Source organism: Cellulosimicrobium cellulans, from assembly GCF_016907755.1.
In the GTDB taxonomy this organism is placed as follows: domain Bacteria; phylum Actinomycetota; class Actinomycetes; order Actinomycetales; family Cellulomonadaceae; genus Cellulosimicrobium; species Cellulosimicrobium cellulans_D.
Window position 1 is genome coordinate 1,005,812 of sequence record NZ_JAFBCN010000001.1, and the last position, 21,639, is coordinate 1,027,450.

At 74.7% G+C, this 21,639-nt stretch carries 19 protein-coding genes and 1 tRNA gene; 14 read left to right on the forward strand and 6 right to left on the reverse strand.

What is annotated here, in order from left to right:
- Positions 1 to 147 precede the first annotated feature (147 nt).
- Together JOE63_RS04340 and JOE63_RS04345 are read left to right on the forward strand one after the other, a co-directional pair.
- Positions 148 to 1,443 carry an AGE family epimerase/isomerase gene (locus JOE63_RS04340; protein WP_087470898.1) on the forward strand — a complete coding sequence of 432 codons (1,296 nt, stop codon included), beginning with the start codon at positions 148 to 150 and terminating at the stop codon, positions 1,441 to 1,443.
- A gap of 131 nt (positions 1,444 to 1,574) precedes the next feature.
- Positions 1,575 to 3,005, forward strand: coding sequence for an ATP-binding protein (locus tag JOE63_RS04345; protein WP_087470899.1), 1,431 nt, complete (start codon positions 1,575 to 1,577; stop codon positions 3,003 to 3,005).
- Positions 3,006 to 3,050: 45 nt separating this feature from the next.
- On the opposite strand, the gene JOE63_RS04350 is transcribed toward JOE63_RS04345, so the two are convergent.
- Positions 3,051 to 3,121 (reverse strand) — tRNA-Gly (locus JOE63_RS04350).
- Between the two features lie 154 nt (positions 3,122 to 3,275).
- Between JOE63_RS04350 and JOE63_RS20855 the strand changes: the two genes are divergently transcribed.
- From JOE63_RS20855 to JOE63_RS04405, 11 genes are all read left to right on the forward strand, one after another.
- Positions 3,276 to 3,878 (forward strand): TM2 domain-containing protein, encoded by a 603-nt coding sequence (locus JOE63_RS20855; protein WP_239576615.1) that lies wholly within the window; start codon positions 3,276 to 3,278, stop codon positions 3,876 to 3,878.
- A 97-nt stretch (positions 3,879 to 3,975) separates the two neighbouring features.
- Complete coding sequence (gene dcd / locus JOE63_RS04360) at positions 3,976 to 4,551, forward strand: dCTP deaminase (RefSeq protein ID WP_047233554.1); 576 nt, start codon at positions 3,976 to 3,978, stop codon at positions 4,549 to 4,551.
- 65 nt (positions 4,552 to 4,616) lie between these two features.
- Positions 4,617 to 5,690, forward strand: a complete 1,074-nt coding sequence (locus tag JOE63_RS04365; protein WP_087470901.1) for a hypothetical protein — start codon at positions 4,617 to 4,619, stop codon at positions 5,688 to 5,690.
- Positions 5,691 to 5,924: 234 nt separating this feature from the next.
- Positions 5,925 to 8,954: a Na+/H+ antiporter subunit A gene (locus JOE63_RS04370; protein ID WP_239576617.1), complete on the forward strand. Its 3,030-nt coding sequence runs from the start codon at positions 5,925 to 5,927 to the stop codon at positions 8,952 to 8,954.
- A gap of 11 nt (positions 8,955 to 8,965) precedes the next feature.
- Positions 8,966 to 9,559, forward strand: a complete 594-nt coding sequence (locus JOE63_RS04375) for a Na(+)/H(+) antiporter subunit C (protein ID WP_087472713.1) — start codon at positions 8,966 to 8,968, stop codon at positions 9,557 to 9,559.
- Positions 9,556 to 11,154: a Na+/H+ antiporter subunit D gene (locus JOE63_RS04380; protein ID WP_087470903.1), complete on the forward strand. Its 1,599-nt coding sequence runs from the start codon at positions 9,556 to 9,558 to the stop codon at positions 11,152 to 11,154. The genes JOE63_RS04375 and JOE63_RS04380 overlap by 4 nt, the downstream gene beginning before the upstream one ends.
- Positions 11,151 to 11,750, forward strand: a complete 600-nt coding sequence (locus JOE63_RS04385) for a Na+/H+ antiporter subunit E (RefSeq protein ID WP_087470904.1) — start codon at positions 11,151 to 11,153, stop codon at positions 11,748 to 11,750. Before JOE63_RS04380 ends, JOE63_RS04385 begins: the two co-directional genes overlap by 4 nt.
- Positions 11,747 to 12,154, forward strand: coding sequence for a monovalent cation/H+ antiporter complex subunit F (locus tag JOE63_RS04390; RefSeq protein ID WP_087470905.1), 408 nt, complete (start codon positions 11,747 to 11,749; stop codon positions 12,152 to 12,154). Before JOE63_RS04385 ends, JOE63_RS04390 begins: the two co-directional genes overlap by 4 nt.
- The gene (gene mnhG / locus JOE63_RS04395; RefSeq protein ID WP_087470906.1) at positions 12,154 to 12,648 is read left to right on the forward strand and encodes a monovalent cation/H(+) antiporter subunit G; all 495 of its coding nucleotides are present in this window, start codon (positions 12,154 to 12,156) and stop codon (positions 12,646 to 12,648) included. Before JOE63_RS04390 ends, mnhG begins: the two co-directional genes overlap by 1 nt.
- A 74-nt stretch (positions 12,649 to 12,722) precedes the next feature.
- A complete protein-coding gene (locus tag JOE63_RS04400; protein ID WP_204539449.1) occupies positions 12,723 to 13,715 on the forward strand; it encodes a cation diffusion facilitator family transporter in 993 nt (330 codons plus the stop codon).
- A gap of 99 nt (positions 13,716 to 13,814) precedes the next feature.
- On the forward strand, positions 13,815 to 14,837 hold the full coding sequence (locus JOE63_RS04405; protein WP_204539453.1) for a CAP domain-containing protein: 1,023 nt from the start codon (positions 13,815 to 13,817) through the stop codon (positions 14,835 to 14,837).
- Between the two features lie 39 nt (positions 14,838 to 14,876).
- Here the strand turns inward: JOE63_RS04405 and JOE63_RS04410 are convergent, their stop codons facing one another.
- The 4 genes from JOE63_RS04410 to JOE63_RS04425 are packed head-to-tail and all read right to left on the reverse strand — an operon-like array spanning position 14,877 to position 18,788.
- Positions 14,877 to 15,461: a methylated-DNA--[protein]-cysteine S-methyltransferase gene (locus tag JOE63_RS04410; protein WP_204539456.1), complete on the reverse strand. Its 585-nt coding sequence runs from the start codon at positions 15,459 to 15,461 to the stop codon at positions 14,877 to 14,879.
- Positions 15,458 to 17,065, reverse strand: coding sequence for an AlkA N-terminal domain-containing protein (locus tag JOE63_RS04415; protein WP_204539458.1), 1,608 nt, complete (start codon positions 17,063 to 17,065; stop codon positions 15,458 to 15,460). The genes JOE63_RS04410 and JOE63_RS04415 overlap by 4 nt, the downstream gene beginning before the upstream one ends.
- Before the next feature lie 33 nt (positions 17,066 to 17,098).
- On the reverse strand, positions 17,099 to 17,773 hold the full coding sequence (locus JOE63_RS04420) for a YczE/YyaS/YitT family protein (RefSeq protein ID WP_204539460.1): 675 nt from the start codon (positions 17,771 to 17,773) through the stop codon (positions 17,099 to 17,101).
- Between the two features lie 43 nt (positions 17,774 to 17,816).
- Positions 17,817 to 18,788, reverse strand: a complete 972-nt coding sequence (locus JOE63_RS04425; protein ID WP_204539464.1) for an alpha/beta hydrolase — start codon at positions 18,786 to 18,788, stop codon at positions 17,817 to 17,819.
- Between the two features lie 98 nt (positions 18,789 to 18,886).
- On the opposite strand from JOE63_RS04425, the gene JOE63_RS04430 reads away from it, so the two are divergent.
- Positions 18,887 to 20,218 carry an enoyl-CoA hydratase/isomerase family protein gene (locus JOE63_RS04430; RefSeq protein ID WP_307839927.1) on the forward strand — a complete coding sequence of 444 codons (1,332 nt, stop codon included), beginning with the start codon at positions 18,887 to 18,889 and terminating at the stop codon, positions 20,216 to 20,218.
- 112 nt (positions 20,219 to 20,330) lie between these two features.
- Here the strand turns inward: JOE63_RS04430 and JOE63_RS04435 are convergent, their stop codons facing one another.
- Positions 20,331 to 21,629, reverse strand: coding sequence for an LppM family (lipo)protein (locus JOE63_RS04435; protein WP_204539470.1), 1,299 nt, complete (start codon positions 21,627 to 21,629; stop codon positions 20,331 to 20,333).
- Between the last annotated feature and the right edge of the window lie 10 nt (positions 21,630 to 21,639).

Consider the following 21,639-nt stretch of genomic DNA (forward strand, 5'->3'; position numbering starts at 1 on the left):
CTGAGCCCACCTCACGCCCCGGCCTCCGGGGCGTGAGGTGAGCATGCACCACCGGCGGTGCCCCGGGATGATCGTCCCGGGGCACCGCGCCGTACCGGCACCGCGCCCGGTGCGGCACCACGTTCCCAGCACGAGAAGGACCGAGACATGACCGAGCACCCGTCCGAGCAGCCCTCGCCCGCAGCAGCCCCCCGGGTCGACCCCACGGCCGACCTCACGGCGTGGCGGCGCGACCAGCTCGCCGACCTCCTGTACTTCGGCGCGGCCTCGCTGCGGTCGGACGGCGCCGCGCAGTGGCTCGACGACGACGACGTCCCCGACCTCGCGCGGCCGGTGCACACGTGGATCACGTCGCGCATGGCGCACGTCTACGCCTTCTCGTCCTTGCTCGGCGTCCCCGGCGCGGGCGAGCTCGCGGACAAGGCGCTGCAGGGCCTGCGGGGCGTCCTCGTCGACGCGGAGTACGGCGGCTGGGTGTCCTCGCGCGGCCCTGGCCCCCGCCCCGGCGACCTCGCCGCGACGGAGGAGGGGGCGGTCGACGGCACCAAGAGCGCGTACGCGCACGCGTTCGTGGTGCTCGCCGCGGCGTCGGGGACGATCGCGGGCCGCGACGGCGCGCGCGAGCTGCTCGACGCGGCGCTCGCCGTGCTCGACGAGCGGTTCTGGGAGCCCGGGCCCCGGATGCACGCGGACGAGTGGTCGCGCGACTGGACCACGCTCGACGAGTACCGCGGGGTCAACGCCAACATGCACTCCGTCGAGGCGCTGCTCGCGGCCCACGACGCGACCGGCGACGCCGAGTGGCTCGGCCGCGCCGCGTCGATCGCGGACCGCGTGATCGGCTGGGCGAGCGAGAACGACTGGCGCATCCCCGAGCACTTCGACGCGGACTGGAACCCCCTGCCGGACTACAACGCCGACCGCCCGCGCGACCCGTTCAAGCCGTACGGGTCGACGCCGGGGCACGGGCTCGAGTGGGCCCGTCTCCTCCTGCAGGTCGACATCGCTTCCGGCACGCCCGGTGCGCGCACCGAGGCCGCGGTCGCGCTGTTCGACCGCGCCGTCGCGGACGGCTGGGACGGCGAGCACGGCGGCGGGTTCGTGTACACCGTCGACTGGTCCGGCGTGCCCGTCGAGCCGCGCCGCTACCACTGGGTCGCGGCCGAGGCCGTGGCCGCGGCCGACGTGCTCGGCCGGGTCACGGGGGAGTCCCGCTTCACCGAGGCCGCCGCGGGCTGGTGGGCGTGGATCGACCGGTTCCTCGTCGACCCCGAGCGTGGCTCGTGGCACCACGAGCTCGACACGGCCAACCGCCCCGACGGCGTCACGTGGGTCGGCAAGCCCGACGTCTACCACGCCGCCCAGGCCGTGATCCTCCCCGACCTGCCGCTCACCGGATCGCTCGCCGCCTCGGCGAAGGCCGCAGGCAGCATCCTGGGCTGACGCCCCCCTGACCGCCGAGCCCGGGGTCGTTCCCCACGTCACCGTCGCCGTGAGGAGCAACCCCGGGCTCGGCGCTTGATGCCCCCACAAAAGTTAGTATTCTTGGCGGGGGTTTGATCTGAGGGGGTCTCATGGTGGGATTCGTCGGGCGTACGACGGAGCTGCGCGAGCTCGCGCACCAGCTGGACGTCGTCCGGACGGGTGGGCGCGCGGACGCCGGCGTCGCCGTGCTCCTGCGAGGCCGCCGCCGCGTCGGCAAGTCGCGGTTGGTGACCGAGCTCATCGCGCGGGAGGCGGTGCCGTCGGTCTACTTCCAGGCGGCGCGGCACGCTCCCGCGGGCGACGAGTTCGCCGCGTTCGCTGAGGCCGTGGCGCAGTCCGACCTGCCCGGTGCCGTGGTCGCCGAGGGGAACAGGCCCGCGTCCTTGACCGCCGCCCTCCGGCTGCTGGCCGCCGCTCTCCCCGCGGAGTCTCCGGCGATCGTCGTCGTGGACGAGCTGCCCTGGCTGCTCGAGGGGATCCAGGGTGGCGCCGGGGAGCTGCAGCGCGTCTGGGACCGGGAGCTCTCGCGACGGCCCGTGCTGCTGCTCCTCCTCGGGAGCGACCTGGCGATGATGGAGGCGCTCGGGCGTCCGGACCAACCGTTCCACGGGCGCGCGACCGAGATGCTGCTGCGTGCTCTGTCTCCTCGGGACGTCGCCCGGATGACGGGACTGACGGGAGCCCACGCCTTCGACGCGTTCCTCGTCACGGGCGGACAGCCGCTCGTCGCGCAGGAGTGGCAGCCGGAGGAGCCGCCCGTGGCCTTCGTGCGGCGCGCGTACGAGCGGCCGACGAGTGCGCTCGTCGTCTCCGGGACGAGAGTCCTCGACGGCGAGCTGCCGACCACGTCTCACGCCCGGCTGGTCCTGACGGCGATCGGCGGCAAGGGCGAACGAGCCTACTCGCGGATCCTCCAGGCTCTCGACGGCTCGATCTCCCCGACGACGCTCGACCGGTCGCTCGGGCTCCTGGCCGAGAAGCGGGTGATCGCCGCCGACGAGCCGCTCTCCACCCGGGCGGCGACGAAGGACCGGCGCTGGCGGGTCTCCGACCCGGCGCTGCGGTTCTGGCTCGCCATGGTCGAGCCCGCGCTCCCGGACATCGACCGCGGTCGACCCGACCTGGCTGCCGCCCGGTTCGAGGGGACGTTCTCGTCCTGGCGCGGTCGCGCGATCGAACCCGTGGTGCGGGAGGCTCTCGCGCGGCTGCTGCCTGACGAGGCCTGGCCCGGTGCCCGAGAGGTCGGAGGGTGGTGGCCGCGGAACAACACCCCCGAGATCGACCTCGTCGCGGCGGACGCGCGCCCCGCGCGTGCCATCGCGTTCGTCGGGAGCATCAAGTGGCACGCCCGCACGCCGTTCACGATGCGGGACGTCGCGGCGCTCGCCGCCGACGCCGTCCACGTGCCGGGCGTCGGCGCCGCGACCCCGCTCGTCGCGGTCTGCCCGGCCGGTGCCGACGACGACTCGCGCCTGTCCCGGGTGTGGACGGCCGACGACCTGCTCGCCGCCTGGCCATGACGACGAGAGCCCCGCACCTGTTCGGTGCGGGGCTCTCGTGTGCTGAGCGGGTGACGGGAATCGAACCCGCGCTATCAGCTTGGGAAGCTGAAGTTCTACCATTGAACTACACCCGCGCGGCGCTGGTGGCGTCCGCCCCGGGCCCTCTGGGAGGATCCTCGGCGAACCAGCGCGCGCCCCGATCATAGCGGACGTCGCCGGTGATGCCAGAACCCGACCGCACGACGACCCGATCCGCGCCCGTGTGCGGCGCACGCCGGAGGAGCAGCCTTGTCCGAGAACCCGTACCAGCAGCAGCCCGACCCCGCGCAGGGGAGCCCGGCCCCGGGCGACCCGGTCTACGGGGGCGGGGCGACGCCGTCGGGCGGGGCGCCGGGGCACGACCAGCAGCAGCCCGGCTACGGTGACGCGTACGGCCAGCCGCAGGGCTACGGGGACGCCTACGGCCAGCAGCCGTACGGGACGCCCGGCGCGCAGGCGGGGTACGGCCAGCCGCAGGGGCAGGCCTACGGCGCCGACCCCCAGCAGGGCTACCCCCAGCAGGGTTACCCGCAGCAGGGTTACGGCCAGCAGCCGGGGTACGCGCAGCCCGGCCCGTACGGGCAGCCCGGCTTCGACCCCGCGTACGACCCCCAGGCCAAGTCGCGCCTCGCCGCGGGCCTGCTCGGCATCCTCGTCGGGAGTCTCGGCATCCACCGGTTCTACCTGGGCTACACGGGCATCGGCCTGACGATGCTGCTCGTGTCGGTCCTGTCGTTCGGCTTCGCCGCGCCGGTCATCGCGATCTGGGGCCTCGTCGAGGGCATCCTCTACCTGACCTCGAAGACGGGCTACTACTCGGTCGACTCGACGGGCCGCCCGCTGCGCGCGTGACCACTCGCCGAACCCGGATTCCGCACCGTGGGGTGACCGCGGATCCAGGGTTCGGCGACCGGTCCGGGGACTCGCCGTCGTCGGCTAGCGTGGGGCCGTGCTGCTCTCCGACCGCGACATCCGGGCCGAGCTCGACGCCGGGCGCGTCCAGCTCGAGCCGTACGACCCGTCGATGCTCCAGCCGTCGAGCATCGACGTGCGCCTCGACCGGTTCTTCCGGCTGTTCGACAACCACAAGTACCCGTTCATCGACCCGTCGCAGGACCAGCCGGACCTCACGCGCCTGGTCGAGGTCGACCCGGCGGAGCCGTTCGTGCTGCACCCGGGGGAGTTCGTCCTCGGGTCCACGTTCGAGGCGGTGACGCTGCCCGACGACGTGGCCGCGCGCCTCGAGGGCAAGTCGAGCCTCGGCCGGCTGGGCCTCCTCACGCACTCCACGGCCGGGTTCATCGACCCGGGGTTCTCGGGGCACGTGACGCTCGAGCTGAGCAACGTCGCGACGCTCCCGATCACGCTCTGGCCGGGCATGAAGATCGGGCAGCTCTGCTTCTTCCGCCTGTCGTCGCCCGCCGAGAACCCGTACGGCTCGAGCGTCTACGGCTCCCGCTACCAGGGCCAGCGCGGCCCGACGGCCTCCCGCTCGTGGCAGAGCTTCCACCGCACCGACGTCTGAGCGCGGCACGCCGCGTCGGACGTCGTTCGACCCCGCAGGACCCGAGGACCGGAGGACCGCACCGCATGAGCCCGCTCCCGCCGCTGCCGCACCCCGACGGACCCGGCGCCGCGCAGTCGTACCAGGCGCGGCACCTGCTCGGGCTCCCGGCCGACGTCGTCGTGGACGAGGTCGAGACGCTCGCGCTCTCGCGGTTCGCGGGCGCGCGCTGGGACGTCGCGCCGGAGGGCACCGAGCCGCTCGTGCCGCCCGCCCGCACCGCGGCGCCCGGGGCGCCGGGGGTGCTGCGCACGTCGCGCCACACGACGGTCACGGGGCCGTACGCGGGGTCCGGGACCGGGCTGCCGCCGGGCACGACGCTCGTGTTCGACGTCGTGTGCCCGCGCGAGCGCGGAGACGCCCCCTACCCGGGCGGCGGGGACCGCGACGGCGTCGGGCGCGCGTTCCCCGGCGGCCTGCCGGTGCGCGAGGAGGAGCGGGTCGTGGCGTTCCTCGTCGCGGCGGCGCGCCGCCTCGGGGGGTCGGTGCGGACCGACGTGGGGAACCCGGCCGGCGCGGGCGTCGTCCTCACGCCCGACCCGGGCGTCGCGATCGACATGACGCTGTACTCGGACGTCTGGCTGGACCCCAACGCCGCGCTCGCGCTCGTCGCGCGGCTCAACCCCCGCACGCGGCTCGCGACGGAGGGGAAGTCGTACGAGGGACCGCCGAAGGGCATCGCCGACCTGCCGCTGTACCCGGGCGAGAAGATGGACCCCGCGCTGCGGCGCGCGATCCACGCGGCCGCGGACGACGTCGACATCAAGGCGCTGACGACGGGTGCCGTCCTCGACGGGTACGGGCTGATCGTCGACCTCGGCATGGACGGGCTCGTCGCGGTGGAGGTGGGCGGCGAGGAGGCCCTGCCGCTGCTGCTGCGCGGCCTGCCGTGGACGGCGGACGGCGCCGTGAGCTACCGCGTGCGGTGGGAGCCGCGGGACCTGGTCGAGTCCCAGCAGGAGCAGCCGTCGCTCGACCACCAGGTCGCGCGCAAGCGGGCGGCGGAGGTCGTCGCGCAGGTCACCCGGACGCTGTACGGCGCCGTCGGGGGCGAGATCGCGGACGAGGCCGAGTTCCTCGTGGATCCCGAGGATCTGTGACGGGAGACTGAGGAATCGGTCACGGTCCGGGCTGCGGGGCCCGTGCAGGGCTGAGGAGTCGGTAAAATAACTCTCGGCACGGCATCGCCGTCGCCGTGAACTGTCGTGCCCTGCGACTCCCCTCCGCGGGTGCGACGATGACAAGTCCAGCAAGACCCCCGGCTCTGCCTGCCCACCCCGCCCCCGACCCGGACGGAGCGGCCCGTGCTCTACGTGCTCGTTGCCCATCTCGTGATGGCTCTGGGCGCGCCCGCACTCGTCTCGTTCCTCGGCCGCCGGGCGTTCCTCGTCATGGCGCTCGCGCCGGCGTCGGCGGCCGTCTACGCGCTCGCCTGGACCGACCGGGTGATGTCGGGGGAGCACCCCACGCAGGTGGTCGAGTGGGTCCCCGGCCTGGGCCTCGAGCTCGCCTTCCGCATGGACACGCTGTCGTGGCTCATGCTGCTGCTCGTCGGCGGCGTCGGCGCGCTCGTCCTCGTCTACTGCTCGGCCTACTTCTCGCCCACCGCGCAGGGCCTGCGGCGGTTCGGCGGCGTGCTCACGGCGTTCGCCGGGGCCATGGTCGGGCTCGTCACCGCGGACGACATGCTGCTCCTGTTCGTGTTCTGGGAGCTCACGACCGTCTTCTCCTACCTCCTCATCGGGCACTACGCCGACCGCAAGGCCAGCCGTCGCGCCGCGATGCAGGCGATCGTCGTGACGACGGCGGGCGGTCTGGCGATGCTCGTGGGCGTCGTGATCCTCGGCGTCCAGGGCGGCACCTTCCGGATGTCGGAGATCATCGCCGACCCGCCCACGGGCGGCGCGGTGACGGCCGCGATCGTGTGCCTCCTGATCGGCGCGGCGAGCAAGTCCGCGCTCATCCCGCTGCACTTCTGGCTGCCCGCGGCGATGGCCGCGCCGACCCCCGTCAGCGCCTACCTGCACGCCGCCGCGATGGTCAAGGCGGGCGTCTACCTCGTCGCGCGGTTCGCGCCCGCCTACTCCGACACGACCGTGTGGCGGACCATGGTCATCGCGCTCGGCGCGGGCACGCTGCTCGTCGGCGGCTATCGCGCGCTGCGCCAGTACGACCTCAAGCTCGTGCTCGCGTTCGGCACGGTGAGCCAGCTCGGCCTCATCATCCTGCTCGTCGGCCTCGGGACGCGCGGGGCCGCGCTCGCCGGGCTCGCGATGATCGGCGCGCACGCGATGTTCAAGGCGTCGCTGTTCCTCGTGGTGGGTGTGGTCGACGCCGCGACCGGGACGCGCGACCTGCGCCGCCTCACGGGGGTGGGCAGGGCCCTGCCCTGGACGGCGGTCGCGGGCGGGCTCGCGACCGCGTCGATGATCGGGCTGCCGCCGTTCGCGGGATACGTCGCGAAGGAGGCGGCGCTCGAGTCGCTGCTGCACGGCGAGGGACCCGTCTGGGCCGACACGGTGGTCCTGTGGGCGGTCGTCGTCGGGTCCATGTTCACGGTCGCGTACGGGATCCGGTTCTGGTGGGGCGCGTTCGCGTCCAAGCCGCACCTCGGCACGCCGCCGGCGCGCGCGAACGAGCACGTGGGACTGCGCGCGGCCGCCGCGCGCCGCCCGGCGGTCGAGGCCGACGAGCCCCCCATCGACCCGGCGCGCATCCACCGCCAGCCCGTCCTGCTCGTGGGGCCCGCCGTCGTGCTCGCGGTCCTCGGCCTCGCCACGGCGCTCGTGCCCCACTTCGGCGAGGAGCTCCTCGCGCCCTACGCGGACACGTACCCCGTCGGGGAGCCCGGGCACCTCGTCCTGTGGGCGGGCTTCACGCCCGCGCTCGCGCTGACGGTGCTGGTCCTCGCGGTCGGCGTCGTGCTGTTCTGGCAGCGGGCGCGCGTCGAGCGGTTCCAGGCGTCCCTGTGGACGGGCCCCGAGGCCGACGTCACGTACCGCAAGGTCATGCGCAAGCTCGACGACCTCGCGGCGGACGTCACCGCCGTCACCCAGCGTGGTTCCCTGCCCTTCTACCTGGGCGCGATCCTCGTGGTCCTCGTCCTGGGGCCGGGAGTCGTCATGGTCGCGCAGACCGCGTGGCCCGAGCAGCTCAAGGCCTGGGACCGTCCGGCGCAGCTCGTCGCGGTCGCCGCGATCTGCATCGCCTCGGTGCTCGCCGCGCGCTCGCGTCGCCGGCTCAAGGCCGTGATCCTCGTCGGCATCGCCGGGTACGGCAACGCGGTCCTCTTCCTCCTGCACGGGGCGCCCGACCTCGCGCTCACGCAGGTGCTGGTCGAGACGATCACGCTCGTCGTCATGGTGCTCGTGCTGCGCCGCCTGCCCGCGTACTTCTCGAACCGGCCGCTCGCCGCGAGCCGGTGGGTCCGCATCGGCATCGGCCTCGCCGTCGCGGTCGTCATGATGGGCTTCGCGGTCGTCGCGCCGCTCGCGCGCGTCGCGACGCCGATCTCCGTCGACTTCCCGGCCGAGGCCTACGAGTTCGGGCACGGCAAGAACATCGTCAACGTGACGCTCGTCGACATCCGCGCATGGGACACGATGGGCGAGATCTCCGTCCTCCTGGCGGCGGCGACCGGCGTCGCGTCGCTGGTGTTCCTGCGCACGCGCAGCGGCGAGATCCTGCGGGCGTCGGGCGCGAAGCCCGCGACGACGTCGTCCGGCTCGGGCGTGTGGAGCGAGGGCGGAGCGGACCCGGGCGCCGCGCTGCGCCGCCGCGGGGTCACCGAGAAGGACCAGCCGCGCATGCTCGTGTGGCTCAGCGCGGGGCGCACGCTCGCGCCCCAGAGACGCTCGGTGATCTTCGAGGTCGTCACGCGCGTGCTCTTCCACGCGATGATCGTCTTCGCGCTCTTCCTGCTGTTCTCCGGCCACAACGCCCCCGGCGGCGGGTTCGCGGCCGGTCTGGTCGTCGGGATCGCGCTCATCGTGCGCTACCTCGCGGGCGGCCGGTACGAGCTCGGCGAGGCGGCGCCGGTGCACCCGGGCCTGCTGCTCGGCACGGGCCTGTTCCTCTCCGCGGGCGTCGGGCTCGTCGCGTTCCTGCTCACCGGCAACGTGCTCGGCAGCGACGCGTACGACATCGCGCTCCCGCTGGTGGGGGAGATCCACCTCGTCACGTCCCTGTTCTTCGACGTCGGCGTGTTCCTCGTCGTCGTGGGGCTCGTCCTCGACATCCTGCGGACCCTGGGGGCGGAGATCGACCGGCACGCCGAGCGCGCCGCCGCCGGGCGCGAGCCGGGCGAGGACACCGGGCCGCTCGAGGCCATGGAGCCCGACTCGATCGGGGGTGGCCGCCGGTGAACGTCATCGACATGACCCCGAGCGTCGTCCTCGTGCTCGCCATCGGCGTGCTCTTCGCGACCGGCGTCTACCTGCTGCTCGAGCGCAGCCTCACGCGCGTCCTGCTCGGGTTCATCCTCATGGGCAACGGCGCGAACCTGCTCTTCCTCGTCGCGGGCGGGCGCGCCGGGGGAGCGCCCCTCATCGGCACGACGCCCGAGGACGAGATGAGCGACCCGCTCGTCCAGGCGATGGTGCTCACCGCGATCGTCATCACGCTCGGCATCACGGCGTTCGTGCTCGCGATGGCGTACCGGTCGTGGCAGCTCCACGGTCACGACGAGGTGCAGGACGACCTCGAGGACCGCCGGGTCGCGCGGCACGCCGCGCGCAACGCCCCCGCGTTCGAGGACGCGGACACGGAGGAGAGCGGCGCCAGCCTGGACGACGAGGCCGCCGAGGTCCGCGACGAGACCGACGGCGACGGCGACGGGATCACCGACGGCCAGGAACCGTCGTCGTCCCCGGCGCCGCAGGCTGCCGGGCGCGACGACGGCGCCCGGCCCGACCGCACGGACGACCCACGACCTGACGACCGCAGCGACGACGGGAAGGAGCCGCGATGAGCCTCACTGCCGCGGCGCTCGTCCCGCTGCCCGTCGTCCTCCCGCTCGTCGCGGCGGGCGCCGCGCTCGCGCTGTGGCGCCACCCGCGCGCCCAGCGGCTCATCACGGTCGCCGCGCTCGCGCTCGTCCTCGCGGCGTCGGTGGGGCTGCTCGTCGCGGCCGACTCCGGGCCGATCGTCGTCGACGTCGGCGGCTGGGCCGCCCCGGTCGGGATCGACCTCGTCGCGGACCGGCTGTCGGCCCTCATGCTCGTCGTGTCGAGCTTCGTCATGCTGTGCGTCCTGCTCTACTCGCTCGCGCAGGGCGTCGCGGACGGCGACGAGGAGGCGCCGGTCGCGATCTACCACCCGACGTTCATGGTCCTCGCCGCGGGCGTGTTCAACGCGTTCCTCTCGGGCGACCTGTTCAACCTCTACGTCGGGTTCGAGATCTTCCTGGCCGCGAGCTACGTGCTCCTCACGCTCGGCGGCACGGGCGAGCGCATCCGGGCGGGATCGATCTACGTCGTCGTGGCGCTGCTGTCGTCCATCGTGTTCCTCGTCGCGATCGCGCTGACCTACGCGGCGACGGGCACGGTGAACCTCGCCCAGCTCTCCGAGCGCTACGCCGAGATCGACCCGGGCATGGCGCTGACGATCCAGCTCCTGCTGCTGCTCGCGTTCGGGATCAAGGCCGCCATCTTCCCGCTGTCCGCGTGGCTGCCCGACTCCTACCCGACCGCGCCCGCGCCCGTCACGGCGGTGTTCGCCGGCCTGCTCACCAAGGTGGGCGTCTACGCGATCATCCGCACGCAGACCCTGCTGTTCCCCGAGGACAGCGTGGTCGACGACGTGCTCATGTGGCTCGCGCTGCTGACCATGGTCGTCGGGATCCTCGGCGCCGTCGCGCAGAACGACATCAAGCGACTCCTGTCGTTCACGCTCGTCAGCCACATCGGCTACATGATCTTCGGCATCGCGCTCGCGTCCGAGCCGGGCATGGCGGCCGCGATCTTCTACGTCGTGCACCACATCACCGTCCAGACGACGCTCTTCCTCGTCGTCGGGCTCGTGGAACGCCGCGGCGGGTCGACGTCGCTCGACCGGCTCGGTGGCCTCGCCAAGCTCGCGCCGGGGCTCGCGATCCTGTTCTTCATCCCCGCGATGAACCTCGCCGGGATCCCGCCGCTGTCGGGCTTCCTCGGCAAGGTGGGCCTGCTGGAGGAGGGCGTCGCGCAGGGCACGCCGCTCACGTGGGCGCTCGTCGTCGGGTCCGTCGTCACGTCGCTGCTCACGCTGTACGCGATCGTCAAGGCGTGGAACAAGGCGTTCTGGCAGACGGCGCCCGTGGAGATCCCCGCGGACGCGCGCCTCCCGCGCGGCATGGTCGGGCCGGCGACGGCGCTCGTCGCCTTCGGCCTCGCGCTCACCCTGGTCGCCGGTCCGCTCTACTCGTACACCGAGCGCGCGGCCACCACGCTCCTCGACGGCCACACGTACGTCGACGCCGTGTTCCCGGGCGACTCCGACCGCGGCCAGGGCGAGTCGAACGAGGTCGCGACCGGCGAGACGGACGACACGCAGCCCGCCACGACGACGGGGGGTGGGGACGGATGAGCCTGCACCGCCGTCGTCGCGCGCTCGCCACCGGCTGGTTCGCGCGCGTCACCACGCAGTGGCGCACGATCCTGTGGCTGACGCTCGTGTGGGTCATGCTCTGGGGCGACCTGTCGTGGGGCAACGTCCTCGCGGGCGTCATCCTCGGCTTCGCGGTCATCACGTTCTTCCCGCTGCCGTCGATCGCGGCGGGCGGGAAGTTCCGGCCGTGGCCGTTCGCCGTGCTCGTCGCGCGCTTCGTCGCGGACCTCGTCGTCGCGTCGTTCCAGGTGAGCCTCCTCGCCCTCACGCCGCGCCACACGCCGCGCGGCGCGGTCGTGGGGGTGCGGCTGCGCAACCCGTCGGACATCTACCTGACGATCACGGCCGAGCTCTCCTCGCTCGTGCCCGGGTCGATCGTCGTCGAGGCGCACCGCCTCACGGGGATGCTCTACCTGCACGTGCTCGACGTCGAGGCCGCGGGCGGGGTGGAGAAGGTCCGGCAGGACACGCTCGCCCTGGAGGCGCGCGTGCTGCACGCGCTCGCGTCCAACGACGAGCTGCGCGCCGCCGGCCTGTACCGGGAACCGTCGGAGCGAGAGGTGGCCGAGGCATGAGCGACACCGTCTACCTCGTCGTCGTGATCGCGTCCGCCGCGCTGCTCGCGGTCGGTGCGAGCCTCGCGATCGTGCGCGCCGAGCGCGGCCCGTCGATGCTCGACCGCACCATCGCGCTGGACGTCTTCACGACGACGCTCGTCGGGGCGATCGCGCTCGAGGCCGCGTTCTCGCGGCGCACGGACACCATCCCGATCCTCGTCGTGCTGTCGCTCGTCGGGTTCGTGGGCTCGGTGACGATCGCGCGCTTCGCGTCCGTCGAGCCCGAGGACGAGGGCCGCATCCGCACGGCCGACGAGGTCGCCGCGGAGGACGCCGCGCGCCGCGAGGCGGAGGAGGCCGACCGCGACTCCGCCGTCGACCCCGAGCACCACGGCGGGGCGCCCGAGGGGGAGGTGCGCTGATGGACCCCGCGACCAGCTTCTGGGACACCCTGGCCGACGTCGTCTCGGCCGTCTTCCTGCTCAGCGGAGCGTTCCTCGCGTTCGCCGCGGGGGTCGGCGTCGTGCGCTTCCCCGACCTGCTCGCGCGCATGCACGCCGCGACGAAGCCGCAGGTCCTCGGGCTGATCCTCGTGCTCGCGGGCCTGAGCCTGCGGCTGCGCTCGTGGGGCGCCGTCGCGACCCTGTTTCTCGTCGTGATCTTCCAGCTCCTCACCTCGCCCGTCGCGGCGCACATGGTCGGGCGCGCCGGGTACCGGACCGGCAAGGTGCGCACGGACCTGCTCGTCGTGGACGAGCTCACGCGCGACCAGGACGCGGCCGAGCGCGAGGACTCCGGAGAGCACGAGGCCACCGCCGAGCACGAGCCCACCGCCGAGCGCGCCGGACAGGGCGTGCGCGAGGGGTCCGCCACCGACGAGACGGGCCCCGCGGCGGTCGACGAGCCCGGGCGCTGACCGCGGCCGTCGCCGGTCCCACGGTCGACCGCCCTCGCCGCGCGGGTCGCGGACCCGGCTGGTAGACCGGCACCATGGCCGACGCCCCCACGCCCGCCCCGCCGCAGCCGGAGTCACGCAACCCGCGGGTCGCCCGGCCGGAGGACGACGGCGAGAGCACCGTCACCGTCATCGTCGCGTTCCTCGCGAACGCGCTCGTCGCGGGAGCCAAGACGGTCGCCGCGACGATCACCGGGTCGGCGTCGATGCTCGCCGAGGCCGTGCACTCGTGGGCGGACACCGGCAACGAGATCTTCCTGCTCGTCGCCGACAAGCGCTCGCGCCGCCCCGCCGACGCGGAGCACCCGCTCGGGTTCGGCCGCGAGGCGTACGTGTGGTCGATGTTCGCCGCGATCGGGCTGTTCGCCGTGGGCGCGGGGGTGTCGATCACGCACGGCATCCAGGAGCTGGTGCACCCCGAGCCCGCGGACAGCTTTCTCGTCGCGTACGCGGTGCTGGCGTTCGCGTTCGTCCTGGAGGGCGTGTCGTTCCTCCGGGCTCGACGGCAGGCGCGCGACGAGGCGCGGGCCGCCGACCGGGACACGCTGCACCACGTGCTCGTGACCTCCGACCCGACGCTGCGGGCCGTGTACGCGGAGGACGCCGCCGCGCTCGTCGGCCTCGTCGTCGCGTTCGGCGGCGTGCTCGCCCACCAGCTCACGGGGTCACCGGTCCCGGACGCGATCGGGTCGATCGTCGTCGGGCTCGTGCTGGCGGTCGTGTCCGTGGTGCTCATCGACCGCAACCGCCGCTTCCTCGTCGGCGAGGCCGCGATGCCCGCGACGCGCGCCGCCGTCCTGCAGGGCATCCGGGACCTGCCCGAGGTCGAGCGCGTGACCTACCTGCGGCTCGAGTACGTCGGCCCGCGCGCGCTGTACCTCGTGGCGAGCGTCGACCTGCGCGGGGACGAGTCGGAGACGTCGGTCGCGCGCCGGCTCGACGAGCTCGAGCGCCGCGTGACCTCCGTGCCGCTCATCGCGGGCGCGGTCTTCACCGTCTCGGCGCCGGAGGAGCCGTCGATCGCCTGACCCCACGGCGCCGTACCCGGGGGGTACGGCGGGTAGGGAACCGCGGGCAGAACGGACGAAGCGGTACACATCCGCGGTCAGCGTGGGTAGGGTCGAGCGATGGCCCCGCAGCGCACGCCCCGGCACCGGGCCGGAGCGCCCGCGGAGATGCCCCGCTCGCGACCGGCGTCCGAGACGTCGCGGCGCGAGCGCTCGTCGGCTGCCGTCCCTGCGCCCGGGTCGGCCCGACGGCGGGGCGGCCCGTTCGCACGGCACCTGCGGTCCGGTCCTCGGGTCGCCGTGACGTCGGGGGTCGCCGCGGCGCTGCTGCTCGGCCCACCGCTGGGCGTCACGGTCGCGACGGCGACCGGCGAGCTCCGGCCGGAGCACGTCGGCCCGCTCGGGCCGGTGGTCGCGGCGCTGCCGTGGCAGGGGACCGACCCGGCGTCCTGGCTCGACGGCCGGGACCCGCGCGACGACCGCTCGTCGCGGACGCTGGCCGACGGCCGCTCGGCGGACGACCTGGAGCATCCCTCGGACACCTCGGCGGAGCCGACCGCGCCCAGCGCGCCGGACACCCCTCCGGACGGCGCCGAGCAGGCTGAGCCGGGCGCGGCCGACGACGGGGTCGAGCCGGCTCCGGCATCCCCGGAGCCGAACCAGCCGGGTCCGGGCGATGCGCAGGCCGATCCGGCGCCGTCGGGCGAGGCGGCCGACCCGGCGCCGAGCGTGACGCCCGCCCCCGCCGCGGCGGTCCAGGTGGGGCCGGGTGCGATCTCCGCGGAGGGCGCCGCCGTCGTCGAGCGGACCAACGCGGAGCGTGCCGCGGCGGGATGCGGCCCGCTCGTCGTCGACGAGCGCCTCACGGCCGCGGCGCAGCTCCACAGCGAGGACATGCTCGCCCAGGGCTACTTCGACCACACGAGCCTCGACGGCCGGTCCCCCTGGGACCGCGCGAAGGCCCAGGGCTACGCGAACCCGGGTGCGGAGAACATCGCGAAGGGTCAGGCGACCGCCGAGGACGTGGTGCGCGCGTGGATGGACTCGCCCGGGCACCGGGCGAACATCCTCAACTGCGACCTGCGCGAGATCGGGGTCGGGCACGCGGACCGGGTGTGGACCCAGCTCTTCGGCTGGGGCTGATGCTGAGGCTGGGCGCGCGACCCGGCACGCGTCGGGCGCTCAGAGGAGCGACGGCGCCCCGGTCGCGCGCGCCTCGCGGTCGAGCAGGCTCCGCTTGACCTCGAGGCCGTAGCGGAAACCGCCCAGGCTGCCGTCCGTGCGCAGCACGCGGTGGCACGGCACGAACAGCGCGGCCGCGTTCATCGCGCACGCCCCCGCGGCGGCGCGCACCGCGGCCGGCCGCCCCGACAGCTCGGCGTACCGCGTGTAGGTGACGGGGTCGCCCGGCTCGACCGTGCGCAGCACGTCCCACGCGTGCGCGCGGTAGGGACCCGAGACCTGGCGCACGGGCACGGCGTCGATCGCGTGCACGTCGCCCGCGTAGTACGCCCGGACCGCGGCGACGGCGGGGACGACGGTGGGCGCGTCGTCGGGCACGGGCGTCACGTCCGCGGGACGCAGGTCCGGGTGGACGAGCGCGACGAGCGCCGCGGGCTCGGCGGTCCAGCCCGAGGCGAGGACCGTGCCGTCGGGGTCGGCGACGACCGTGAACGGGCCGTCCGGCGTCTCGATGGTCGTGGTGACGGCTGTGGTGGTGGGGGTACCGGTGGTGGTCGGCGCGGTGGCGGTGGCTGCGGTGGTCACGGGATCTCCTTCGTGGGGGCGGACGAGGGTCGGGGGGCGGCGGCACGCCAGAGGTGCATCGCGGCGTACGAGCGCCACGGCGCCCAGCGCTCCGCGTGCGCAGCGAGCGTGCGGCGCTCGTCGGGCAGGCCGAGCGCCGCGGCGCCCGCACGGAGGGCGAGGTCGCCGTCGAGCAGGACGTCGGGGTCGTGCAGGACGCGCATCGCCACGTACCCGGACGTCCACGGGCCGACGCCGGGCATCGCCTCGAGCGCCGCGCGCTGCGCGGCCGGGTCGTCGGCGGGGGACAGCGCGAGCGCGCCGTCCGCGAGGGCCCGCGCGACGCCGAGGATCGCCGCCGTGCGCCGCGCGGGCCCGCGCACGTGGTCCGCGCCGCCGTCGGCGAGCTGCGCCGCCGTCGGGAAGAGACGGGTCGGCCCGAACCGGGACGCGAACGGCGTCCCGAGCGCGACGGCGAGCCGCGACAGGTGCGTGCGCGCGGCGGCGACGGAGATCTGCTGCCCGACGAGGGCGCGCACGAGGATCTCCGTCGCGTCCACCGCGCCCGGGACGCGGATCCCGGGCACGGCGTGCACCGACGCGGCGAGCGCGGGGTCCGCCGCGAGGGCGGCGTCCACGGCCGCGGGGTCGGCGTCGAGGTCGAACAGCCGGCGGACCCGCGCGATCGCGGCGGGGAGGTCGGCCACGGACGTGAGCTCGAGATCCACGTGGAACCGTGCGGTGCCGCGGGTGCTCCCCGGCGGCGGGCCGTACGTCGCGCGGAACGCGCCCGGCCCGTGCGGCAGGGCGAGGGTGCGCGCGTACGACAGGACGGGCCCGGCGAGGTCCGCCACCTCGACGCCGTCGACGGCGCGCGCGGCGAGGAACGCGAACACGCCGGGCGCGTCGAAGGGCTCGCGCAGGGGGAGCGTGAGGTCGAGGACCGCGGTGGTGCCGCCGTCGTCCCCGACGGCACCCGAGGCGTCGGGGACGCGCGCGCCCGCACCGCGGGGAGGGGCCGGGCGGTCCGGCCGGGCCCGACGGCGCAGCTCGCTCGGCGTCGTGTCGAAGACCTCGGTGATGGTGTCGTTGAACTGCCGGACGCTGCCGAAGCCCGCGGCGAACGCGACGTCGGCGAGGCGGAGGTCGGTGCCCGTGAGCAGGGCGCGCGCGGTCTGGGCCCGCAGCGCGCGGGCGAGCGCGACCGGGCCGGCGCCCAGCTCGGCGACCAGGACGCGGTGCACGTGCCGGGCCGAGTACCCGAGACGCGCGGCGAGACCGTCGACGCCCTCGCGGTCCACGACCCCGTCGGCGACGAGGCGCATCGCGCGGGCGGAGAGGTCGTGCCCGAGGTCCCAGCTCGGCGTGCCGGGCACGGCCTCGGGGAGGCAGCGCTTGCACGCGCGGTAGCCCGCCTCGTGGGCGGCCGCGGACGTGAGGTAGAACGTGACGTTCTCCGGCTTGGGCGTCCGTGCCGGGCACGACGGGCGGCAGTAGATGCCCGTGCTGCTCACGGCGGTGATGAACTGCCCGTCGAACCGCCGGTCGCGCGACGCGATGGCGCGGTAGCGCTCCGCGAACACGGGGTCCGCCGCCGCGCGGGGAGTCGCGAGGGTCGTCGTCATGCCTCGATCCTCACCCGCGGGGCAGCCCCTTGGCTAGCGGGATTCGGACACGACGGTGGGGTCGTCGTCGGGCAGGGCACGCCGCAGCAGGGGCTTGTTCACGCGCTCGGTGAAGAAGTCGATGAGCGGGCCGGCGAAGAACGCCGTCATCACCGTCCCGACGCCCACCGGTCCGCCCAGCGCGATCGCGAGCCCCACGAACGCGAGGTCCTGGACCACCCGCACGACGCGGTACCGCGCGTGCGTACGGTCGACGACGATCGGGGCGATCGCGTCGTACGGCGCCGTCCCGACCCCCGCCGTCATGTACGCGGACGCGCCCGCGGTGAACAGGACGATCCCCACGACGAAGAGCGCGGTCTGGAGGAGGCGACTCGGCGGGTCCGGGACGAGCGGGGCGAGGAGCGCGGAGAACCACTGGACGAAGAACCCCGTCATGACCATGTTGATGATCGTGCCGACCCCGATGTACCGGCGTCCCCACACCACGACGGGGACGAGGAGCACGGCGTTGATCGCGAGCTGGTAGACGCCGAGGTCGACGCCGAGCAGCGTGCTCGCGCCGATGTTCGCGGCGGTGAACGGGTCCACGCCGACGTGCGCCGACAGCAGCACCGCGGAGCCGAGCCCGAGGACCGCGACCCCGAGGAGCGCCCACACGGCGCGCAGGACGAGATGGGAGGGGCGGGGCCGCGGCACGCTCGTCACACGCCGACGCTAGGGGAGCGGTCGGGCGGTCGCGACCGGGGCGTCAGACGCGGGCGTCGAGCCAGTCGAGGACCTCGCGCAGGTAGGTCGAGCGGGCGGGCTCGGGCGAGAGCGCGAGGTCGTGCGCGCCGCCCTCGACCGCGACGATCGTCACGTCGTCGCCCAACCGTTCCGCGCGCGACGTGATCTGCCCGACGTCGAGCACGCTGTCGGTCGTGAGCAGCGCGTCGTGCCAACCGGACGCCGGTCCGCTGCGTGCGGACGCGAGCACGAGGACCGGGCAGTCGACGTGCAGGCCGCGCGCGACGCGCGCGTGCCCGCGCCGCACCGCGCGCAGGAAACCCGCTCGCACCGGGAAGCCCTCGATCGGCTTCCAGGCGAGGTCGAAGTCCCACTCGCCGCCCGTGCTCGCGTGCAGGGCCTCGGCCCAGTGCGGGTCCAGGCCGCCCACCACGAGCCGCGGCGCGACGCGTCCGACACCGTCGACGAGCCACGTCACCGGACCCCGGAACACCCAAGGCTTGTTGAGGTCGAACCACGGGCTGTTGAGCACGAGCGCCGCGAGCCGGCCGGGCCGCGCGTCCGCCCACAGGCTGGCGACGAGGCCGCCCGTGGAGTGCCCGAGCACGACGAGCCGCTCGTGGCCCTCGGCGCGGATCGCGCGCGCCGCGGCGTCGAGGTCTTGCGCGTAGACGGCGAGGTCGGTGACGAAGTTGGGGTCGTCGTCGGGCCGCGACGGCGCGCCCGAGCCGCGGCCGATCGAGCGCCCGTAGCCCCGCAGGTCGAGCGCGTAGAACCGGTACCCGCGCGCCTCGACCGCCTCGGCGACGTGCGTCTGGAAGAAGTAGTCGATGAACCCGTGCACGTACAGCACCGCGGGCCGGTCGCCCGAGGGCGCTGCGGCGTCGCGCCGCACGAGGGTCGCGACCGCGCCGTCCGGCAGGTCGAGGTCGAGCGCCACCCAGTCCTCGCCCAGCACGTCCGTGCGCCACACCGGCGTCTGTGTCCCGGCCATCCGCGTCTCCCGTCCTCGCCGTCCGACCTGTCAGCAGATTCTCGCGCCATACCGCGACGTCCCGCTGACAACTCGCGGGCGCGGGTAGCGTGGCGCGCGTGACGAGCGAGATCATCGCCCGCGTCGACGACGGCGTCGGGCACCTCACCCTGGACCGTCCCCGCGCGCTCAACGCGCTCGGCTACGCCATGCTCGGCGAGATCGCCGACGTGCTGGAGGAGTGGCGCGTCGACCCGACCGTGCGCGTCGTGCTGCTCGACGGCGCCGGTGACCGGGGCCTGTGCGCGGGCGGCGACGTCCGCGCGCTGCACGCGTCGATCGTGGCCGGGAAGCAGGCCGAGGCGCGCCGCTACTTCCGGCGTGAGTACGCGGTCGACGCGGCGCTCGCGGAGCTGCCCGTGCCCGTCGTGACGATCATGGACGGGATCACCATGGGCGGCGGTGTCGGCCTCGGCGCGCACGCCCCGGTCCGCGTCGTCACCGAGCGGTCGCGCGTCGCGATGCCGGAGACGCGGATCGGCTTCACGCCCGACGTCGGCGGGTCCTGGCTGCTGGCCCGCGCGCCCGGGCGGCTGGGGGAGATGCTCGCGCTCGGCGCCGTGACGATGGACGCCGCCGACGCGATCTTCGTCGGGCTCGCCGACCACTACGTACCGAGCGAGCGGCTGTCCGTGCTGGTGGCCGACCTCGCCGCGCTCGCGACCGCGGGGGTCGACCCGCTCGACGTCGAGGACGTGCGGGAGGTCGTGCGTCGGCACGCCCTGCCCGCACCGGTCTCGCGCCTCGTCACCCGCCAGGCGGCGGTCGAGGCCGCGTACGCGGCGGACACCGTGCCCGACATCGTGGCGCGCCTCCGAGCCGCCGCCCGGGACGGGGACGAGCAGGCCGGTGCCGAGGCCGACGAGCTCGAGCGGCTCTCGCCGACCGCGGTCACCGTGGCGCTCGCGGCCGTGCGCAGCGCGCGCGACCTCCCGGACCTGCGCGCGGCGCTGGAGCAGGAGTACGGTCTCGTCTCCTGGTTCGTCGACACGCAGCCCGACCTCGTCGAGGGCGTCCGCGCGCAGCTCGTCGACAAGGACCGCGACCCCTCGTGGCGCCCGGCGACGCTCGCCGAGGTCGACCCTCGTCTCGGCGCCGAGGCGCTCGCCTACGAGCCCGCCGAGCGCCTGTGGGACGACGCGCTCAGCCCGCGCCTCGCGCGCCGGGCGGTCGAGGCCGTCGTCCGCCGGTTCAGCGAGGACGAGCCGACCGCGGAGGAGCTCGCGGAGGCGGCCGAGGACCTCGTGGTCGAGCTCGTCCAACGGCGCGACGACGGCGGCACGGTCGTGCACCTCGCGGACTCGTGCGGGGAGCACTTCCTCGACGGGTACTGGCCCGCGGTGCGGTTCGACGCCGTCGGCGACGTCGTCGAGGTGACGGTCGAGTCCTGACGCACGACGGCCCGCCCCGGTCTCTCGGGGCGGGCCGTCGTCGGTGGTGCTGCGGGTCACCGGCTGGGGGTCACCGGCTGCGCGGCGTCCGCCGCGCTCGTGGTCACGACCGTCACTCGGGCGGCGGGCGCAGGCGCGTCGCGTCGTCGATCTCGTCGTCCGGACCGGCGGACCCGTCCGGCCCCGGGGCGCCCGGCTGCGGCGGGAGCGGCTGGGTAGGCGCGGGCTGCTGGTAGGGCGGCAGCGGCTGGGTCGCCCCCGGCGGGACGGGCGGCTGCGCGGGGAGCGGCGTCGTCGGCGACGACTGCGGGTGCGGCGCGCCGGGAGGGGCGTACGGGGCCGCGCCGGGGTAGCCGCCCTGCGGCGGGGCCGGCGGCTGGGCGCCGTACTGGCCCGGGGCCGGGGGCTGCGCCCCGTAGCCCTGCGGCGCGCCCGGCTGGCCGGGGTAGGCGCCCGGCTGCTGACCCGGGTACGCACCCGGCTGCTGACCCGGGTACGCGCCCGGCTGCTGGCCCGGGTAGGCACCGGGCTGGCCCGGCTGCTGGCCGGGGTAGCCACCCTGCTGGCCGGGGTAGGCACCGGGCTGGCCCGGCTGCTGTCCCGGGTAGCCACCCTGCTGGCCCGGGTACTGGCCCTGGGGCGGGCCGGGCTGGCCCGGGTAGCCGCCCTGCTGGAAGCCGGTCGCCTGGCCGTCCTGCGTGCCGGGCTTGGAGCGGAGCACGAGCCAGAGCACGAGGCCGATGATGCCGAGGAGCACGATGCCGCCGATCACGAACCAGAGCCAGGCCAGGGACCCCGAGTCCGAGGCGTCGCTCGCGCTGTCGCCGCCGTCGGGCGCGGTGGCGCCGTCGGAGTCGCCGGTGGCCTCGTCCGAGCCCTCGTCGCCCGTGCCGGCCGCGCCGCCCGCGACGGCCGAGCCGCGCGCGGTCATCTCGTTGGTCTCACCGACGACCGGCGTCCACGTCACGGTGTTGCCGTCGATCTCGCCGTTCGACTCGGCGACCTCGCCGGGGAACGTGATGGAGATCTTGATGTCGAGGCTCTCCATCATCTGGCGCGACATCTCGTCGCTCGTCGCGTCGCCCGTGTCGGGGTTGAACTCCTCGCCCGTCATGTCCATCGAGCCGCTCACGACGAACTCGTCGCCCTCGCGCGTGACGGAGATCGAGTCGGTGGCGCCGGTGTCGAGCTGCGAGATCGGCATGTCGGCGTAGGTGATCTTGGTGCCGGTGTACCCGTCCTGCGCGTAGGGCTCCTGCGTCGCGCCGTCCGGCATCTCGGACTCCATCTCGGAGCCCATCTGGTCCCACATCTCCTGCGGGTCCATGTCCAGGGACTGGGCGACCTCGTCGGAGAACGCCATGACGACGCTGCCGTCGAACGTGTCGTCCTCGTTGAGGGTGATGGCCATGTCCATCCTC

Bases quoted from the DNA above. Each gene is read 5' to 3' on its own strand.
- JOE63_RS04340 (WP_087470898.1), top strand. From the start codon at position 148: ATGACCGAGCACCCGTCCGAGCAGCCCTCGCCCGCAGCAGCCCCCCGG.
- JOE63_RS04345 (WP_087470899.1), top strand. From the start codon at position 1,575: ATGGTGGGATTCGTCGGGCGTACGACGGAGCTGCGCGAGCTCGCGCAC.
- JOE63_RS04365 (WP_087470901.1), top strand. From the start codon at position 4,617: ATGAGCCCGCTCCCGCCGCTGCCGCACCCCGACGGACCCGGCGCCGCG.
- JOE63_RS04370 (WP_239576617.1), top strand. From the start codon at position 5,925: ATGGCTCTGGGCGCGCCCGCACTCGTCTCGTTCCTCGGCCGCCGGGCG.
- JOE63_RS04375 (WP_087472713.1), top strand. From the start codon at position 8,966: ATGACCCCGAGCGTCGTCCTCGTGCTCGCCATCGGCGTGCTCTTCGCG.
- JOE63_RS04380 (WP_087470903.1), top strand. From the start codon at position 9,556: ATGAGCCTCACTGCCGCGGCGCTCGTCCCGCTGCCCGTCGTCCTCCCG.
- JOE63_RS04385 (WP_087470904.1), top strand. From the start codon at position 11,151: ATGAGCCTGCACCGCCGTCGTCGCGCGCTCGCCACCGGCTGGTTCGCG.
- JOE63_RS04390 (WP_087470905.1), top strand. From the start codon at position 11,747: ATGAGCGACACCGTCTACCTCGTCGTCGTGATCGCGTCCGCCGCGCTG.
- mnhG (WP_087470906.1), top strand. From the start codon at position 12,154: ATGGACCCCGCGACCAGCTTCTGGGACACCCTGGCCGACGTCGTCTCG.
- JOE63_RS04400 (WP_204539449.1), top strand. From the start codon at position 12,723: ATGGCCGACGCCCCCACGCCCGCCCCGCCGCAGCCGGAGTCACGCAAC.
- JOE63_RS04405 (WP_204539453.1), top strand. From the start codon at position 13,815: ATGGCCCCGCAGCGCACGCCCCGGCACCGGGCCGGAGCGCCCGCGGAG.
- JOE63_RS04415 (WP_204539458.1), bottom strand. From the start codon at position 17,065: ATGACGACGACCCTCGCGACTCCCCGCGCGGCGGCGGACCCCGTGTTC.
- JOE63_RS04425 (WP_204539464.1), bottom strand. From the start codon at position 18,788: ATGGCCGGGACACAGACGCCGGTGTGGCGCACGGACGTGCTGGGCGAG.
- JOE63_RS04435 (WP_204539470.1), bottom strand. From the start codon at position 21,629: ATGGCCATCACCCTCAACGAGGACGACACGTTCGACGGCAGCGTCGTC.